Origin of the sequence: Flavobacterium sp. (assembly GCF_965262375.1) — a bacterium.
In the GTDB taxonomy this organism is placed as follows: Bacteria; Bacteroidota; Bacteroidia; order Flavobacteriales; family Flavobacteriaceae; genus Flavobacterium.
This window is the reverse complement of sequence record NZ_OZ253527.1, coordinates 2961892-2981064: the sequence shown is the minus strand read 5'-3', so window position 1 is coordinate 2981064 and position 19173 is coordinate 2961892. Positions and strand designations below refer to the sequence as shown.

Annotated in this window: 14 protein-coding genes; 11 read left to right on the top strand and 3 right to left on the bottom strand. The window is 34.5% G+C overall.

The features are described 5' to 3' along the window. Positions 1–49 precede the first annotated feature (49 nt). Entirely contained in the window at positions 50–1438 is a 1389-nt protein-coding gene (locus tag ACQY29_RS13610) for an exopolysaccharide biosynthesis polyprenyl glycosylphosphotransferase (RefSeq protein WP_428225714.1), read from the top strand. Between the two features lie 836 nt (positions 1439–2274). Here ACQY29_RS13610 and ACQY29_RS13605 read toward each other — a convergent pair. Next, the gene (locus tag ACQY29_RS13605) at positions 2275–3396 is read right to left on the bottom strand and encodes a DUF4105 domain-containing protein (RefSeq protein WP_428225713.1); all 1122 of its coding nucleotides are present in this window, start codon (positions 3394–3396) and stop codon (positions 2275–2277) included. Positions 3397–3421: 25 nt separating this feature from the next. Then, complete coding sequence (locus tag ACQY29_RS13600) at positions 3422–4498, bottom strand: PorV/PorQ family protein (RefSeq protein WP_428225712.1); 1077 nt, start codon at positions 4496–4498, stop codon at positions 3422–3424. Positions 4499–4613: 115 nt separating this feature from the next. Between ACQY29_RS13600 and ACQY29_RS13595 the strand changes: the two genes are divergently transcribed. From ACQY29_RS13595 to ACQY29_RS13550, 10 genes are all read left to right on the top strand, one after another. After that, positions 4614–5354, top strand: a complete 741-nt coding sequence (locus tag ACQY29_RS13595) for a CDP-alcohol phosphatidyltransferase family protein (protein ID WP_428225711.1) — start codon at positions 4614–4616, stop codon at positions 5352–5354. Next, entirely contained in the window at positions 5355–6212 is an 858-nt protein-coding gene (locus tag ACQY29_RS13590) for a GH25 family lysozyme (protein ID WP_428225710.1), read from the top strand. A 249-nt stretch (positions 6213–6461) separates the two neighbouring features. Then, on the top strand, positions 6462–8117 hold the full coding sequence (locus tag ACQY29_RS13585) for a S41 family peptidase (protein WP_428225709.1): 1656 nt from the start codon (positions 6462–6464) through the stop codon (positions 8115–8117). Positions 8118–8221: 104 nt separating this feature from the next. Beyond that, on the top strand, positions 8222–9076 hold the full coding sequence (locus tag ACQY29_RS13580) for a helix-turn-helix domain-containing protein (RefSeq protein WP_428225708.1): 855 nt from the start codon (positions 8222–8224) through the stop codon (positions 9074–9076). A gap of 170 nt (positions 9077–9246) precedes the next feature. After that, entirely contained in the window at positions 9247–11538 is a 2292-nt protein-coding gene (locus tag ACQY29_RS13575; protein ID WP_428225707.1) for a TonB-dependent siderophore receptor, read from the top strand. Positions 11539–11611: 73 nt separating this feature from the next. Beyond that, a complete protein-coding gene (locus ACQY29_RS13570; protein ID WP_428225706.1) occupies positions 11612–13090 on the top strand; it encodes an ankyrin repeat domain-containing protein in 1479 nt (492 codons plus the stop codon). Beyond that, positions 13091–13570 (top strand): DUF2271 domain-containing protein, encoded by a 480-nt coding sequence (locus ACQY29_RS13565; protein ID WP_428225705.1) that lies wholly within the window; start codon positions 13091–13093, stop codon positions 13568–13570. Between the two features lie 7 nt (positions 13571–13577). Next, the gene (locus tag ACQY29_RS13560; protein ID WP_428225704.1) at positions 13578–15755 is read left to right on the top strand and encodes a PepSY domain-containing protein; all 2178 of its coding nucleotides are present in this window, start codon (positions 13578–13580) and stop codon (positions 15753–15755) included. Positions 15756–15768: 13 nt separating this feature from the next. After that, positions 15769–16755 carry an FAD:protein FMN transferase gene (locus ACQY29_RS13555; protein WP_428225703.1) on the top strand — a complete coding sequence of 329 codons (987 nt, stop codon included), beginning with the start codon at positions 15769–15771 and terminating at the stop codon, positions 16753–16755. Positions 16756–17022: 267 nt separating this feature from the next. Then, positions 17023–17691 carry a hypothetical protein gene (locus ACQY29_RS13550; protein WP_428225702.1) on the top strand — a complete coding sequence of 223 codons (669 nt, stop codon included), beginning with the start codon at positions 17023–17025 and terminating at the stop codon, positions 17689–17691. Between the two features lie 659 nt (positions 17692–18350). On the opposite strand, the gene lptB is transcribed toward ACQY29_RS13550, so the two are convergent. Further along, positions 18351–19091, bottom strand: coding sequence for an LPS export ABC transporter ATP-binding protein (gene lptB / locus ACQY29_RS13545; RefSeq protein WP_428225701.1), 741 nt, complete (start codon positions 19089–19091; stop codon positions 18351–18353). Positions 19092–19173 lie beyond the last annotated feature (82 nt).

The following is a 19173-nucleotide window of genomic DNA, read 5'->3' as shown; positions in this document are numbered from 1 at the left end:
TTTCATATCTCCAATTATTTGTTTATTTTGCAGTACTCCTAATAAAAACATGACAACTAAAAAACATTTGCATTTTGAAATTTCAGAACGAAAAGTATTATTGCGTTTTTTCGATATACTTATTGTTTTGATGGTTTTGCACTTGATTGGCGATTTCTTCAATTTTAGCTATTTTACAATTTCAAGTAAAAATGTTTTTTGGACCATAGTACTCGCGGTATATTTGATGTTTTTTGGAACCGTATTCGAAATGTACGATTTGCCAACAGCTAGTAACCAATCGACCGTTTTAAAAAATACGATTATAACAAGTTCAACCACAGTATTGTTTTATTTGCTAACGCCATTATTGACCCCTTCTTTACCAGAAAATCGTTTTCAGATTTTATTGTTTTATTTAGCCATTACAATCTCTTTAATGGGCTGGCGTCTGTTTTACGCTAATTATTTAGCATCACATCGTTTTGTAAAAAGAGCCATACTTATTTGTGCTGAAAAAGAAGTGTTGGAACTAGTAAATGGACTTAGGAAAAATGATCCCCATTTTAAAATTGAAGCTTATATAGATCTAACAAATATCTACAGTAGCAATGAAAAAGCTTTGCAAAAAATAGCCATTTCAGAATTGTTTGATTTTATTCAAGAAAAGCAAATCTCTGAAATTGTTGTGGCTTCAACCAATGGGAAAGGGATGCCATTAGACTTATATGAGAAAATGTTGTTGTTGGTTGAAAACGGCTTCGTGATTAGAGAATATGCTCACGTTTATGAGAGTATCACCCAACGAATTCCCGTGCAATTAGCCGAACGTGATTTTTATCGATATTTTCCTTTTTCACGTAACAATCAAAATCAATTGTATTTGATTTATGTTCGATTTATGGAAATAACGATTGCTACTATCGGTTTGTTTGTGGGAATGCTAGTGTTACCTTTTATTTTAGTAGGAAATTGGATTGCTAACCCTGGACCGCTCTTTTATAAGCAAGAACGAATAGGTAAAAATGGAAAATTGTTTACGATATTCAAATTGCGTTCCATGATTGTCAATGCCGAACAACAAGGAGCTGTTTTTGCGACTACAAATGATGTGCGTATTACGGCTTTTGGGAAATTTTTACGTAAATCAAGACTGGACGAAGTGCCTCAATTTATCAATGTTTTGAAAAACGAAATGGGAATCATCGGACCTCGTCCTGAACGACCTATATTCGTAAAACAAATCACAGATATGATGCCCTTTTATCAAACCCGACATGTGATCAAACCGGGTTTGACAGGTTGGGCGCAAGTAAATTATTCCTATGGAGAATCACTCAAAGACAGTTTAGTCAAACTACAATACGATTTGTACTACATCAAGCACCGTGGCGTTTTTATCGATCTAAACATTATTGTAAAAACCATCAGTACCGTTCTGTTCTATCGCGGTCAATAGTCTTTTAAAAGGAAAAGGGGATAAATTTAATGGTTTAGAATTTGATAAATCTTTTAAGTTCGATGTAATCCTTGCTGCTTAAAAACTCAGTTGGATCGGATTCAAAAAAAGACTTTAGCGAATAATGTTTTCTTTGGATAATTTTTGATACCATTTTAACTTTGAATTTCCCTTTTAGAAGAGTGCCCCTGCAAAGTAACTAAAATTTATATAAGCTCTCGATACGTTTCACAATCGAGCTGACGATAATCCCAGTTTTAATGGTTACCGTCGGTTCGATAAGCCTCCTTCTTTAATACAGATGTCTAATGTCTTAGAACTAATGTCAATTCCAATAAAAATGTTTTTCATAATTTTGTTTTTAGACGTTAAAACGATTAGAGAAATATTCATCATAACTCAACTCCTTAATAATGGGTTTTTAAATCCCTAATTTCTATCTGAGGTTTTGATGAAGAAGGTGTTTAAGTCTTAATCGAACCATGAGTTTTACTCGGAGTAGTTTTTAGTTTACTTAAACACTTTTCTCTTTTCTAAATTTAAGAAATAATAAAACAAATCTAAAGGAGTAGTTTTTGAAATGAAATGCAAAAAACGTATCGAGAACTTCTACATTTTATGACATCACTATTTAATCCAGTATTTTTTAAGTTTAAATGGTATAATATACCTGTTAAACAACATTACTGGTTATCCAAAAACGTAATTTTGAAGAATCTCCCCAGTGTGCTATAAAGGCGTTAAAGGGTTGTTGTTTTTAAGAAGAAAATATTCGAAGTTTACTCCCTATCAAAGCCCTATCAAAGGTATGGATAGTGTATGAAAAAGCTATGATTTTAGTTACTCAATTTTATCTTTTCAGATAAGTAAATTCTAATTAAAATAATAAAATTTGCAACCAGTATGGGAATTATCAATAGTAAATGTGCTTTAGAGAACATGTAAATCGTATAAGCACATAAACAAACTAAGCTTATCAAAGTAACTTTCTTAACCCATTTCGTATTGTTTTTTAGGATAAAATAGGTCAATAGTAAATACATCGGATTAAACAATAACATATTGTAATTCCAAAGCACTTCTTTGTGTTCAGAATACAAACTCACCGCTATAAAAACAAGTCCTATGAGACCTAAAATAGCTAGGTAACTTAGCGTTATGGCTCTTTTGTGTATTAAAACAACTAACGTCAATACTATAACTAACGGATAGCAACTATTCCAAAAGGAGAATTCTCTTTCCGGCTGAAAAGCAATAAATATGTCTTTAGGTTTTTCTGCTAAGGGTTTTCCGTTATGTTGTACAGTTTCTAGTACTTTCATCAAATCCAAGGGTAGGAATAATACGCTGGCTTGTTCATCAGGACGATGCCCAAAAATAATATTGATGCCTAAATTTAACCAATACTGTTGGGTTTGGTAGTTGTATAATACCTCTCGGTAACTTTCGTTTTTGTGTAGATGGTTTTGAATAGAATGGTCGATTAATACGCTATTAATTACATCAATAACTTTAGTAGTACAATTTCTGTCTATGAATTTATAGGTATAAAAACGTTCGTCAGTAAATGCCGATTGGTTTAGTTTTTCAAATAAAGCGTGTTTCTCCTTAGCGGTAAGATTTAGTTTTTGCTCATAAATCGAGCGGTTTTCTTGATGATAGCTATATTCAAAATCTGCAAAAGGATATACCGAGGCATAATATTGTAAATCGCCTTTAGTGAATTTTAATAAAAAGTTAGGGGTTCTAAAATCAAATGTTCCATAGTTGTATACCACGTCAAATCCTGCAAGAGAATCTTTAACTCGTAAGGCTGTATGTCCATATAACGTATGCGATTCGTTGGAAACATCCACCGTCAACACACTGAATATGGCGTTGTCCGAAAGATTCGGAATTTGAGAAAAGCTTGAAAATGAAGTGATACACAATAAAAGGAGAAGTATTCTTTTTGTCATTTTGAAGTCTTTAATCTTTTTTTAATTATCTAAATATTGATAAATCTACTTTTATAGAAAACACGTTGGAATACAGTGCCGCACTTTGGTTGCCAATGTCGGTCAAAGCGTAATCTACAGCTATGCCTTTGTAGTGAAAACCCACACCAAAATTAGGCTGAAAACCTACACTTTTACTTCCGTCCAACGCTAGAGTGTTTTGGAAGTTTCCTACCCCTGCTCTCAAAAATGCAATGTTCGTATAGCCTAATTCGAACCCTAATGCTGGGGAAATACTCACAGCTTTGGTTGAAATTAAATCATTGGTTTGTTGGAATTCCATGTTTAAATTCAATGCACCTAATAAGGTCATATCGTTATGAAATTCATGCTTTTTAGCTAAGCCCACTTGCGCTTTAGGTAAGGTGATTTCCGTGGTTTCAGGTAAATCTTGATTTTGTAATGGATTTTGCGTTTGAGCCTCTTGAATTTTTTTAAATTCTTTTTCGTTGATGTTCCAAACGTTATAAGTTGTAGTAATATCACGTAGCATCACCCCGAACTTCCAGTCGTTTTTTTCATATTGCATCCCCACATCAAAACCAAAGCCCCATGAACTTGCAAAATCACCAATAATACGGCGAATCACTTTAGCATTCACACCATATTGAAAATTTTGTATTGGTAAATGTCTGGCATAGGAAAATGTGACTCCATAATCCGCAGTAGAAAATAAACTAATGCGATTGTAATCTATGTTGCCATTAGCATCTATTAACTGAGTTGTATTCATGATATTATCTACACCAAAACGGATGATAGATGCCCCCCAAGCACTGCGGTCGTCGATTTTTTTAGCATAAGCCAGATAGTCATATTGGGCAATATTAGCAAAGTAGCTGGCATGCATTAAAGAAGCTTCGCTATCCTCAATTTTTAATAAACCAGTAGGATTCCAATAGCCCGAATTTACATCATTGGTATGCGAAACCATCGCATTCGCCATACCAAAAGCCCTCGCATCCACCCCTATGTTCATAAATTCATTGGAATATTTACGAACCGTTTGTGCGTTTGTGAGTGTGTAAAAAGTTAAAAAACAAAGTGTTACTAGTTTTTTCAAGGTGTCAATTGTTTTGGCAAAGATGAAATAAAAATCTGAGATATTAAACGTTACTACTTATAAACTTATTATCTTACATTTGTAATTTAAAATTAAGTATTTCAATTGTATCATTATGTCAATAAAATCACAAATTCCCAATTTGATTACCCTTTTAAACCTTTTTTCGGGTTGTATTGCTTTAGTTTTTGTAGCACAAGGACAGTTTGAATGGGCTTTTTTCTTTGTTTGTTTAGGGATTTTTCTTGATTTTTTTGATGGCTTTTTTGCACGTTTGTTCAAGGTGCAAAGTGAGTTAGGTTTACAATTAGATTCTTTGGCAGATATGGTTACCAGTGGTGTTGTGCCAGGGTATGTTATGTTTCAGCTACTGTTAAAAACGTCAGGCGAACAAGCCGTAATCAATACGCATTCTTGGGATAATTCGGTTATGCTATTGCCTTTTCTAGGGTTTGTAATTACGTTAGGCGCGTGCTTCCGTTTGGCTAATTTTAACATCGATACGCGTCAAACGGATTCGTTTATAGGTTTGCCCACACCAGCCAATGCCTTGTTTATACTAAGTCTTCCTTTGGTTTTGCAACATTCAGGCATTGCATTTATCAATACATTGTTACACAATCCGTATGTGTTGTTGGCCATTACAGCCTTAAGTGCTTATGTGATGAATGCCGAAATACCTTTGTTTTCTTTAAAAATAAAGCAATTCAGTTGGTCTAAAAATGCCCTACAAGTGTTTTTCTTAGCCTTGAGTGTTGTGTTACTGATTGTGTTCAACTATTTAGGTTTGCCTTTAGTAATTGCAACTTATGTGTTGCTATCGGTAATCAATAATTTGTTTTTGAAGAAAAAATAAATGGCAACTCGCACTCCATCAAAAACGCCAAGAAGGAAAGCGCCTACTAGAAATACCAAAAAACAACCTCAAAGAACCTCTTTTCTGTCGAGTTCGTTGTTTTTTAAAATGGTGATGTTTTTTGGTGTGGCTGTGGTTTTGTATAGCCAACGTGGTGTTTTTGCTCGCTATTTAGGTTTTGTGACCGATAAGATAGTGTATGCCGAAGCCCGTTCGATGCCTATTGATAAGGTGTTGGATACACATATCGAAAAATCTTTCGGGATTGATGTTTCGGAATATCAGGATAAAATAAGTTGGGACAAAGTAAAGGAGATAGAAGGAGGATATCCTATCGAGTTTGTTTTTGTCAGAGCTACCGCAGGCAGTAATAAGACGGATAAAAAATTCAAAAGATATTGGAAGAAAGCCAAAGAAAAAGGCTTTATTGTGGGTGCTTATCATTATTACCGTCCCAATGAAAATTCTTTGGAACAAGCTGAAAATTTTATAAAAAATGTAACCCTAGTGGAAGGCGACTTTCCACCAGTTTTGGATATTGAAAAATTGCCCAAAACCCAATCCATCGACCGCTTGAAAGTAGGCTTGAAACGCTGGTTGGAAACCGTACAAGCTCACTATGGCGTAAAACCCATTATTTATAGTAGCGAAAGTTATTATGAAGATTTTTTGAAAGACGACTTCGAAGACTGTCCGTTCTGGATAGCTAATTATACCGCTTTTTATAAAAAAATTGATAGCGAATGGTCGATTTGGCAGTTGACTGAAAATGGCAAAGTCCATGGTATCAACACTGATGTCGATATTAATATCTATAACGGCAATTCGGTGCAGATGAAAGAGTTGTTGATTAAGTAGTTTATCATATAGCCAACCCTTTGTTTTGTTGTATCAACGAGCCATTTTTTTTAGATTTTAATGCATAGCCTGTTGTAGTTTTATCTGTGCCCTCTGTGCAAATCTGTGTTTTATTATTAAAATGAATATATTGATTAATAGTGTTTTATGCTAATGTCGTAAGAATGACGTAAGAGATTTTACTTGATATATTGCTCGTTTTTCTATTTGCCTGTATTCTTGCAGCTTTACCTTAATGAGTCAAGTATCATGCAAAAAAGAGTGCTTTATTTTTTAGTCCTGTGTTTCGGTTTTCAATGCAATTATGGACAAGAAAAACTAACTGAAACACAAAAATTAGTCAGTTTAGCTAAAGTTTGGGGTTTCCTAAAATACTACCATCCCCAAGTAGCGAAAGGGAGTTTTAATTGGGACGGTGAATTGGTTGATAAAATGCGCGAATTGGAAGCTGTTGAGACTAAAGAGGCGTTAAATAAAGTGTATGCCACTTGGTTTGAAAAACTGGGTGCTGTTCCTCCTTGTACGAGTTGTTCTTCTGTACAAACCATTGATTATTTTGATAAAAATTTTGATTTATCTTGGACAGACGATGCATCTGTTTTTACTCCAGAAGTTATCCAAACCCTCGATTTTATTGAAAAGAACAGAAATCAAGGATATAGCCATTATGTCAAGCTTGACGCGACGCAACGCATCCAAATTCAAAACGAGCAGGAATACTCGAGTTTGTATCCAGAAAAGGAGTATCGCTTGTTGGCTTTATTTCAATATTGGAATATTATCGAATATTTTTTTTCTTATAAATATCAAACAGACCAAGCTTGGAAAGATGTTTTGCCAGAAATGATAACCAAGTTTATCCATGCCAAAGATAAAATTGAATTTCATTTAGTTCTTTTAGAGTTAATTACTAAAATTGATGACAGCCATGGGTATTTAAAATCGGGTTTGTGTTATGGTCATTTTGGAACAAAAAAAATACCTGTGAAATACCAATACTGTCAAGGAAAGCTTTTGGTAAACGGGTTTTTAAATGAATCTTTGGCTCAAAATGAGGATATACGTTTAGGGGATGTTATCACACATATCAATGGGAAGTCAGTCGATGCCATTGTTGCCTCTTTTTCTAAGTATAATCCTGCATCTAATAAGGCTATAAAAATCAGAAATGCTCAGCGTCAAAATGTTTTTTTGAGGAGTAATGCGGATAGGATGACCTTAACAATAGAACGTGAACAAGTGCGTTTGGAAAAAAAGTGCCGTTTGTACACCAAAGAGGAGATTAAGTATGTCGAGGAAAAAGTTGAAAAGCCAAAATGGGAATTGTTGCCTAACCATATTGGTTTGGTTCACTTGGGGATGTTATTGAAAGAAGATGTTCCGCAAATGTTTCAAGAGTTACAAAATTCAAAAGCTATAATCTTTGATGCCCGACATTATCCTAATGGGACAGGACATAAAATTAACGAATATATAGCCTCAGCGCCTACTGTTTTTTGGAGTAAAATAGGTCCTGATGTAAACTATCCAGGTCGATTTATTTGGAAAAAAGATATCAAAAGCGGAAGCTATAATCCTAATGCCTACCAAGGAGAAATTGTGCTTTTAGTGAATGAAAATTCGCAAAGTCAAGCGGAGTTTGTCGCCATGATTTTACAGGCTCACCCTCGTGTTACCACCATAGGGAGTCAAACCGCAGGAGCAGATGGCGATATTTGTCGTTTCAAAGTAGCTGGTTTTGAAACTTGTTTTTCGGGCTTGGGTGTCTTTTATCCTGACGGTACTGAAACACAGCGTAAAGGCGTGAAGATTACGATGGAATGCAAACCTACATTACAAGGTCTAAAAGCGAATCGAGATGAAGTTCTAGAACGTGCATTGCTTTTTCTGGCAACGCATCATTGATTTTAGGCATTTTTTACTTTTGATTCTAAGTCAAGAAAGCACACGGTATTCGTTATATTTGCAAGAATTTAAAATAAATACGCTGATTTTTACCTACATTTTGTATGCAACAACCCGAATTAGGAAAAAAAGTAGTTGCCTTACGTTTGGCACGTGGACTCACGCAACAGGAATTGGCCGATGTGTGTCAAGTCAGTCTGCGTACCATTCAGCGTATTGAATTGGCTGAAGTTAATCCGAGAAGTTTTACCGTGAAAACCATTTTCTCTGCCTTGGATTATGATATTTATGCTACTACAACTCATGTTTCTAAGAATAGCTTTTCTTGGGCACTTTGGCTCAAGGAAGTTTGCAACCTAAAGAAAAATACGATGAAAAAAATTTCTTTCCTTACACTTATACTTTTTATAATTGTTTTTTTGGGTAACCGCCAAGACCTGCAAGCACAAAAAATTAATGGTTGGTTTAAAACTGGGAGCAAAGCCAGTAGTTATGAAATAGGCTTGGATAAAACCATGTCCAAAACAGGAAAAAAATGTGCTTTTATCAAATCGGTTGATGATGATATTAAAGGGTTTGGAACCTTGATGCAAACCTGTGAAGCTAAATTTTACTTAGGAAAGCGCATCAAAATGATAGGCTATATAAAAACAGTTGAAGTGAAAAACTGGTGTGGAATGTGGTTGCGGGTAGATGGTGTAAATGATGAAGGCAAACGTAAAACGTTGAGCTTTGATAATATGTATCAGCGCAGTTTAAAAGGAACAACCGAATGGACGCGTTGCGAAATTATACTCAATGTACCTAAAGAAAGTAAAACACTCAATTTTGGGGTTTTAATTAACGGGACTGGAACCGCATATTTTGACCGTTTGAATTTCGAAATTCTGGGGAATATTGATGAAAAGGAGGGGAAAACTATCCCTGACCGACCCGCAAACATCGATTTTGAGGAATAAAATAGCAAAACTGTATAGGAAACTATGCAGTTTTTTGTTTAGATACTGTTTTGATATTTAGGGAGTTATTATTTTAGTATTATTTTTATTTAGAATTATTAAAAATAAACTTGTTTTATATTTCTTTTCGGATTTATATTTGCAAAGTAATTCTTAATAAGTCTAAATAAATGAAAATATATCTTTTAACGGCTTGTCTTTTGATGAGCAGTATAGGGCAAGCACAGGATAAATTTCAATCAGATAATAACTTTAGTCTAGAAAATGATACGGTCAAACGTAAAAGACAGACGTTACAAGAAATTGAAATCCGTGAAAAAAAACAAAAGAAGTTTGTTTCTGCCGTGCGTTCAGGCTTAAAACCGATGGACAATCCACAAAGTTTACAAACCATTGGGGGCGAAATGATTTCTCAACAACAATCGGTTCGTTTAAGCGATGTGATTAAAAATGCCAACGGTGTTTATGTTGGCTCCGCTCGTGGGGGAGCGCAAGAATCGTTCTGGTCGAGAGGTTATGATATGGGGGCAAATAATATTTTTAAAAATGGTTTTCGTCAAAATGGAGGTTCTATGCCTGAGGTTATTTCGCTTGAAAAAGTTGAATTGTTAAAAGGAAGTAGCGCTTTGTTGTATGGAAATGTAGCCCCTGGAGGTATTATGAACTTGGTTACTAAAACCCCACTTTTTGAACGCGGTGGTGAATTGGCATTTCAAACAGGGAGTTATGATTTTTATAAGCCTGTATTGGATTTTTATGGTCCATTAAATCAAACTATCGCTTACCGTTTTGTAGGAAGTGTCGAAAAAGCAAAAAGTTTTAGAGATGTTGTAGAAAGAGAGCGTTATTATGCCAATCCTTCTTTCTTGTTTAAAGTTTCTAAAAAGACAGATATTTTGTTGCAAGGCGATTATTTGTATGATAATTGGATACCTGATTTTGGTACAGGAGCTTTTGGAAAAACTATTTTAGAAGTGCCAATCAATCGCTATTTAGGAGCTAAATGGTCTAATGGACAAACCAGACAAGCATCGGTGAATGCTTTAGTGAAACATAGCTTTAACGACGCTTGGAAACTTACTGCGAATGTTTCGTATCAGGACTATTTGCGTCAAACTGAAGGAACCGATAGATTGCAACCTAAGAATTTACAAGGGGATTTAGTAAGACCTTTAGGGAAAAGTAGAGCGGAAGAAATTATTTTAGGACAACAAATAGGTGTTGAAGGGCATTTCAAGACGTTTGGGATGAAGCATCAGTTGTTTACAGGAGTTGATGGAGAGACTAATTATTCTGATAGTTATGCTTACGTGTTCATGAAAAAAAATGCCAATGGAAGTTTCAAACCTATCACGAATTATGATGATGCTCCTATAAATATTTTTAAGCCTGAAACTTTTGCTAGTGAAAAAGGACCTCAGGATAATTATAATTCAACGATAACTAAGAATTTTGGGAAGCGTTATGGGTTCTTTGCTCAAGATTTAATTACAATACATAAAAAAGTAAAGGTTTTAGCTGGATTACGTTGGTCTTGGCAGGAAGTAGACTCAAAAGTATATAAAGCTTTAACGAAACTTTCTAATATCAACGACCCAAAATCAGACCCTATTTTAGTCTATGAGGCTAATATGGATAGCAATCCTGTAGAGAATCCTATTCAAATTACACAGGCTTTCTCACCAAAGTTTGGGGTTGTATACCAGCCTTTGAGCCAGGTCTCAATTTTTGGAAGTTATGCGAATTCTTTTATTCCTAATGCTGGGGTTGATATTTATGACAATCCACTTAAGCCTTCTTTAGTGGACCAATATGAGGCTGGGATAAAAACAGAATTTTTGCAAAATAAATTAAATGTAAATCTTACCGCTTATATCATTGATAATAGTGAATTGGTGCAAATGGCGAGTCATGATAAAAATGGGAACATTAATACGAATTCGAATGTAAAAGCTTTATCGGGACAAACCAAAAGTAAAGGAATTGAACTGGATGTTTGTGCAAAACCCTTGGAAGGATTTAGAATCAATGCGGGCTATAGTTACAATGATATGCGTTTTGTAAAAACTTCTGGTCTTGTGGGAAGTGCCGTAGAAGGCGACCGTTTAGCTAGAACGCCCGACCATACGGCAAACTTGAGTTTCTTTTACACCGTTCAACATGGTTTGTTTAAAAATGTATCTCTTGGAGCTATTGGTAATTATGTAGGAAATAGAATAGGAGGTTGGAATAACAGATATGCAAAGAATACAGCTGGTGAACTTTATATTGAAGATAGAGAAATCCCTGTGAGCGATTATACAACCGTTGATGCAACCGTGGGCTACACTTGGAAAAATATAACATTGTTATGTAAAGCTTCTAATATTACCAACACATTAAATTATACAGTACACGAAAATTATAGTATCAATCCTATTGCGCCTAGACAATTTATGGCCAATTTAAAATATAAGTTTTAGGGTTTTGTTTTTTGTGAAGAAGGCAAAGGTATTTTCTTACTTTTGTCTTCCTCTTTTAATTACTTTTTATAGTATGAGAAAAATTGTTTTAAATATATTTTTGTTCGCTTCAACGGTATTCATGGGGCAAACAAAAAACACCCTTTTGGATTCCAATTTCTGGAAAAAATATCCAGATGTGATTGCGGTTCAAGCAGAAATAGCCAAAGGGAATGACCCTTCAGAATCTAACGCTTCGGCTATGGATGCTGTAACTTTAGCCATAAATAATGGTGCTTCAAATGAAGTTGTGAAATTTCTTTTAACACAAAAGGGCAATGAAATAAACAAACCCACGCACGATGAACGCATCTATTTGCACTGGGCAACAGCAAAAGGAAATATAGAATTAGTCAATCATCTTATCGGAAAAGGGGCTGATATTAATAGGGAAGACCATAATCAAGTAAGTCCTTTAGTATACGGATTAGCAAGTGGTCAAGTTTCATTACCCATATTAGAGGCTTATGTAAAAGCGGGTTTAGATTTAAAAAAGCGTTACAAAAATAATGCAAATCTAATCATGTTAGCAGTAGCTTATGACAAAGATTTGAGTATCACTCAATATTTAGTTTCAAAAGGTTTAGCGATTAAAGATGTTGATACCGAAGGGAATACGGTTTTTAATTATGCCACGAGAACAGGAAATATTGCAAATTTGAAAGCATTACTTGCGCAAGGGGTAAAATATACGCCTAATGCATTGATAATTGCTTCTGAAGCTACGCGTAGAACGGCTAATTCGTTAGAATTATATAAGTATTTGGTAGAAGAATTAAAAATCAATCCTAAAACTCTTTCTACTAGTGGTCAAACGGTATTGCACAATATTGTGCGTAAAGAAAATCAGTCAGAAATTGTAAATTATTTCTTAGAAAAAGGTGTAGAGGTCACTAAAAAAGATGCAGATGGAGTCACGGCTTTACACGTTTTAGCCATTGGAAAAGAGGTTGCACTTTTAGAAAAGTTACTTTCGAAAGGGGCTATTTTGGAAGAAAAAAATGCAAAAGGAGAAACGGCTCTTACTTATGCAGTCAAAACCGCTTCACTTGATATGATAGCTGCTTTAATTCAAGCGGGCGCTAATGTACAAGTGGTAGATAATGAAAATCAAGGGTTGTTATACCATTTGATTCAAAATTATAGAGTACCTAGAACAGGTAACGATGAGTTTTTGGCTAAATTAAATTTGTTAAAGGAAAAAGGCTTGTCGATAGTAGCACCTCAAAAAGATGATAATACACTATATCATTTAGCTATCGTAAAAAACGATTTGAATTTATTAAAAAAATTAGAAGGTTTAGGTATTGCCATCAATGCTAAAAACAAGGAAGGTTTAACTTTGTTGCACAAAGCAGCTTTACTGGCTAAAGACGATGCGATTTTGAAATATGTATTGTCTTTGGGCGCTGACAAATCTATAAAGACGGAATTTGACGAAACCGCTTATGATTTAGCTAAAGAAAATGAAGTGTTAAAAAAGAATCAAGTAAATATTGAATTTTTAAAATAAATGAAAAATTACATCAAAATACTAGGTATAGCATTGGTTTTTGGACTGTTTTCAAATAACCTATTGGCGCAAACTACAAAGTATAAATGCATGTTGCAAATGGCTAATTATGTGGGCGAAGGCGCCTATATCGTTGTTTCTTTAGTGGATGCAAAAGGAAATTACGAAAAGACGCTTTACGTTATGGGTAATGATAAAAAATGGTATAAAGAGCTTAAAGAATGGCATAAATTTTATGCTAAACGTAAAAAAGTTGATGCCAAAACAGGGGCTTCAGTGGCTGGGGGCGACCGTAGTGTTACTGTTTTAGAAATCGAAGACAAAAAAATTAACGCAGGCTATAAAATCCGTTTTGAATCGGCGGTGGAAGACCAAAAATACCATGTTATAGATGCTGAAGTGCCTCTAACTACAGAAGCTTTGGCTGATAAAACAGAAGGTAAAGGTTACATTCGTTATGTGAAACTCATAAAAATGTAAGTTCTTCATGACCCAATCTATTTGGCGTTTTGCCCATTTGGCTTTAGCTGTATCTATTTCGGTGTTTTTATTCATTGTTGCCTCTACAGGAATCATTCTAGCTGGAGCTTCCATTACTGAAAAAGTACCTTATGCCCATGCGGAAAGTTTTCAGCATCTTTCTTTGTCCGAAATGCTTCCAAAAATTTCAACACATTTTTTAGAAGTTAATGAGGTAAAAGTAAGCCCTAAATATTGGGTAACGGTGAAAGGGTTAAATGAAAATGGCGATGAAACGGAAGTTTTTGTACATCCCAAAACGGGTGAAATTGTGGGTGCACCTGAGAAAGAAAGTCAATTTATACAAGATGTTACGACCTTGCATCGTTCGTTGTTTTTGCACGAAACAGGACGATTTATTATGGGGGTCAATGCCTTTTTGTTGATTTTAATTACGGTTACAGGAATTATTTTGGTTGTGAAAAGACAAAAGGGAATCCTTCGTTTTTTTACTAAAATTCAAAAGGAAAATTGGGCAACTTACTATCATGTCAGATGGAGTCGTTACTTCTTATTTCCTATTTTAATCATAGCAATAACCGCCACCTTTCTGTCTTTAATTCGTTTTAAAGCATTTGGTGCAGATAGAATACCTACCAACCAAATTGATTTTGTAGCCTCAAAAGCTACATTGGATATGGATGCCTTTCCCAGTTTTAAAAAGATTCATCTTTCGGAAGTTCAAAAAATAGAATTTCCATTCACAGATGATATAGAGGAATGTTTTACGGTAAAGTTGCACGACCGCGAACTTAAAATCAATCAATTTGATGGGCGTGTATTGAGTGAAGTAAAGTATCCTAAAACAGTGCTTCTTGAAACGTTAAGTTTAGACTTGCATACTGGGAGAACCAGCATTGTATGGGCTCTAGTCTTAGGGATATCCTCTCTAGTGATTTTGTTCTTTATGTATTCTGGTTTTGCAATTACTTTAAAGCGAAAAAAAGTTAAAATACACAATCCGTTTACCCCTTCAGAGGGTGAAATTCTAATTTTGGTAGGGTCAGAAAACGGTTCTACTTTCGAGTTTGCGCAGGCGGTTCATCAGCAATTATTAAATCTCGGTGAAAAATCATTCTTAATGGTAATGAATCGCTTTCAAGATTTTCCAAAGGCACATACAATGCTCGTTTTTACATCAACCTATGGTTTGGGTGATGCGCCTTCAAATGCGAATCATTTTGAAGCATTAATTCAAAAATACCCTTTTTCACATCCCGTAAAAACTACTGTAATCGGCTTTGGTTCTCAAAACTACCCTGATTTTTGTGGCTATGCTGTAAAAGTACAAGCCATTTTAGAAAGAGAATCATGGAGTCACAAGATGATAGATTTGCATACTATTAATGATAAGTCGATTACTGAATTTTTGCGTTGGGTGACACAATGGAATATAAGTACAGGAATTCCACTAAGTACTTCGATGGCGCAATACCGTAGTACTTCTTCAAAACGACAGGAGTTTAAAGTTATTGATAAGAAGATTGTGGTAGGTGAACAAACTACTTTTAAGATTACGCTTCAACCTTTAAAAAAACTAGAATTCCAATCGGGCGATTTATTCACAGTTTTTCCTAAGAATGATACCACCGAACGTTTGTATTCCATAGGAAAAGTAAGCGGGAATGTACAATTAGTGGTTAAGTTGCATGAAAAAGGTGTGGGGTCTTCGTATTTGTACCAATTGGAAATAGGTTCGGTGATAAAAGCTAAGGTGTTAAAAAACAACATATTTCATTTGCCTAATAAACCTGTACTGGGAATTGCAAACGGAACAGGAATAGCACCTTTCTTAGGTATGCTTCATGAAAAATCAGCCCAAATGGAAGGGTTGTATGCTGGATTTAGACATAGAACAGCACTAGTTGATGATTTTGAAAAGCAAGCTAAAGTAGTTATATCGAATCAAAAATTAAAGAGCTTAAATATTGTCTTTTCAAGAGAAGGGGAACGGCTATATGTCACCGATTTAATTCTGAGAGATATTGAAAAAATTAAAGTTTTCCTTGCAAACGGAGGCGTAATGATGATTTGTGGTTCACTAGCCATGTTGCAGGATGTCGAAACCCTTTTGATTGCTCACTGTGGTGCTACCACGTGGCAAAATTATAAAGATAAAGGGCAATTTTTAAGTGATTGTTATTAGTGTTATTATATAAATGAAACCATTTTTTTATATTTTATTGATTTTTCAATTTGCACAAGCGCAAGTGCAAAAGCATCGTGCAGTAACCTTAATGGGCAGTCGTTTTGATATTACTATAGTGGGAAAAGATGAAAAAGATGCCGAACAACATATCGACGAAGCCATTGTTGAAATAGAACGGATAGAAAATCTAATTTCTGAATGGCGACCTCAAACACAAATCTCAGAGGTTAATCGTAATGCTGGTTTGCGACCTGTGAAAGTAGCTAAAGAAGTACTACGACTAACACAATCGGCTATTCAATTTTCTGAAATGACTAAAGGTGCTTTTGATATCAGCATTATTGCTATGGACAAAATTTGGAAATTTGATGGTTCTATGACCACAATGCCTAGCGAAGATGCTATAAAAAAATCGATTGAAAAAGTGGGGTACACAAACATTGTTTTAGATACGTTAGCTTCTACTATTTTTTTGAAAAAGGAAGGCATGAAAATAGGTTTTGGTTCCATTGGTAAAGGTTATGCGGCCGATAGCGCTAGAGCGTTGCTAGAAGCTAAAGGCGTTGCAGGCGGTATCATCAATGCGTCGGGTGATTTAACTACTTGGGGTAAACAAGCCAATGGAAAACCGTGGAGTATCGGGATTACCAATCCTTTTCAAAATGATGATTTTCTAGCAATAGTGTCTATGTACCGTTATGCTGTAACCACTTCAGGAAGTTACGAAAAGTTCGCCGAAATTAACGGCAAGCGTTATGCCCACATCATTAATCCTAAAACAGGATATCCATCGACAGGAATTTGTAGCGCTACCGTTTTTGGTCCATCCGCCGAAATTGCTAACGGATTGAGTACTTCCATTATGGTTTTGGGGGTTGAAAACGGATTAGTACTCCTAGCCAAACATCCAGAATACTCTGGGGTATTAGTAACCGATGCGGGCAAAATAGTGTATTCTGATAATTTTAGTAAACGCAAAATCAAGTCGTTTAAATAATTTTGCGATATTACTTTTTATAGATTTATTGTTTTATTGGATTTCTTTTTTTGATAGGTACTTAATTTTCTTTCATCGAAATGAAGTTTTCTTTTTTGGAAATTAATTGTACTTGAATGATAAGTATTGAAAAAGTTTAAAATTGACTTTTAGAGTAAGTATATGAGCTTTTTAAGTAAAAAGTGATTTTATGTTTCGATCTACTTTTGTTTAAACCTTTTGAAAACGAATTAGTTAGGTTTTTTAAAGTTTTAAAAGCAAAAGTCTATGGAGCAAAAAATACTTTATTATTTTGATTACAGTAAATCAAACCGCTTATTTGCAACAGCAAAAGCAACCATGCAACATGTTTTTAAAGACAGAAGTGTTGCAAAGTTAACTCCTTATTTAGCTTCTATTATCAACGACTTACAGCAACAAGTAGTTGCGTATGCAAAACCAGTAATTACTTCTAGATCAGATTTCAATCCACAACAAAATAAAATTGAAAATATAGGAGAATTGAACCCTGCTGAGAAATTGCAACAATTTAATCAGCAAGCTTTAGTTGATTTTGAAAAACTTTTGGTTGTAGGTTTTCCTGTTTATGAAAACAATGTATCTTCAGTACAAGAGCAGGAAAGTGAAGCTTTTGAATCTGAAACTGATACAGTTCTTTTTGAGAATAAATATATTGCTGAACAAGCAGACTTCGTTAAGGTAAAAGAATCCATTTCTTTTTTAGATAAAAGACAAATAGATTTTTTGCATTGTTGTTTAGGAGAAGGTTATTGTGCTAGTATCGAAGAAAATGTTTTAAAGGAGTTAGTCTCCCAAATAAAAGGCATTGCTTCAGGTACTACAGATGGATCTTTTTTTGAATTATTTGAAAATTTTAGAGCTCAAATGACTTTAAGAGAACAAATGGATTTTGAAAATGAAAAATTTGCTGCTTAGAAGTTTCTCAAGTTATTTTTAGGATTTCAAATTTTTAAGGTCGCCCTTTTTTTAGGTAATTTTCAAATTGAATTGGACTAACCTCTTTAGTGAGATTCAAGGAAGTACTCCTTGATTTTAATTGAAAATTTATAGTAACGATACCTTTTCTTGTATATGTATTTTTGATAGTATCAATTTTGATGTTAAAAACACCATTGAGAGGTTTTTCTTTTGAACTCAATATTAAAAAAGGGATGTTATTTGCATTGTAAATTAACTTATAAATCGCAAATATTGTGAGTTCTTTTTGGTTTTTAAAACTTATTGATTTGTTCCAATCGTCAATTTCTACTGTATTGAAAACTTTGTTTAAATCAGCAATAAATTTTAAATCGGATGTGTTTTTATATATGTCTTTACTATTGAAAATAATAGTACGTATTTTCCAAGTTCCCTCAAGGTCTATTTTTTATCGTTTAAAATGAAAAAACTAAACAATAAGAGTATTATGCTGGCTATATAAAAGTTTTTTTGCACTAATTTGTATAAAAGCTTGGTTCTGTAGTAAATAGAAATTTTAGTACAGAGAATGTTTATAATTCACAGAATACTTGTTATTAAATTTCTAAGTCAGTTTGTGACTTTCTTGCTAAAATCCTGGACAAAAAGTTATTGAATTAAAACTCCAACTTCTTTCTTCTCAACTCAAAGTTTTGACCCAAATAAACACGACGTACCATTTCATCTTCCACTAATTCCTCAGGGACACCTGCTTTTAGGATCCCCCCTTCAAACATCAAGTAGGTTTTGTCAGTGATTGCTAAAGTTTCCTGAACGTTGTGGTCGGTAATTAAGATGCCTATGTTTTTGTTTTTTAATTTTGCAACAATACGTTGAATGTCTTCAACCGCTACGGGGTCAACCCCAGCAAAAGGTTCGTCCAAAAGGATAAATTTAGGGTCGGTAGCTAAACAACGAGCAATTTCTGTACGACGACGCTCACCGCCAGAAAGTAAGTCTCCACGATTAGTACGGATATGATTTAAGGAAAATTCTTCAATCAAAGCCTCCATTTTTTCTTCTTGTTGGTCTTTGGTCAAATTCGTCAATTGAAGCACACTCATGATATTATCTTCAATACTCATTTTACGGAAAACCGAAGCTTCTTGAGCTAGATAGCCAATCCCATGTTGCGCACGTTTGTACATCGGAAAATCCGTGATGTTGGTTTGGTCTAGATAAATATTCCCCGAATTAGGTTTTACCAAGCCTACTATCATGTAAAATGAAGTTGTTTTTCCTGCGCCGTTTGGTCCCAAAAGTCCCACAATTTCTCCTTGGTTAACTTCTACCGAAATCCCTTTTACAACCGACCTTTTTTTATAGGTTTTGACTAAATTATCTGCTCTTAATATCATTGTTGAATTATGAATTATAAGTTAAAAGTTGAAATGTAAAAAGTTAAAAAGTTGATGTTTCGCTTGGAAGAAGAACTCTTTA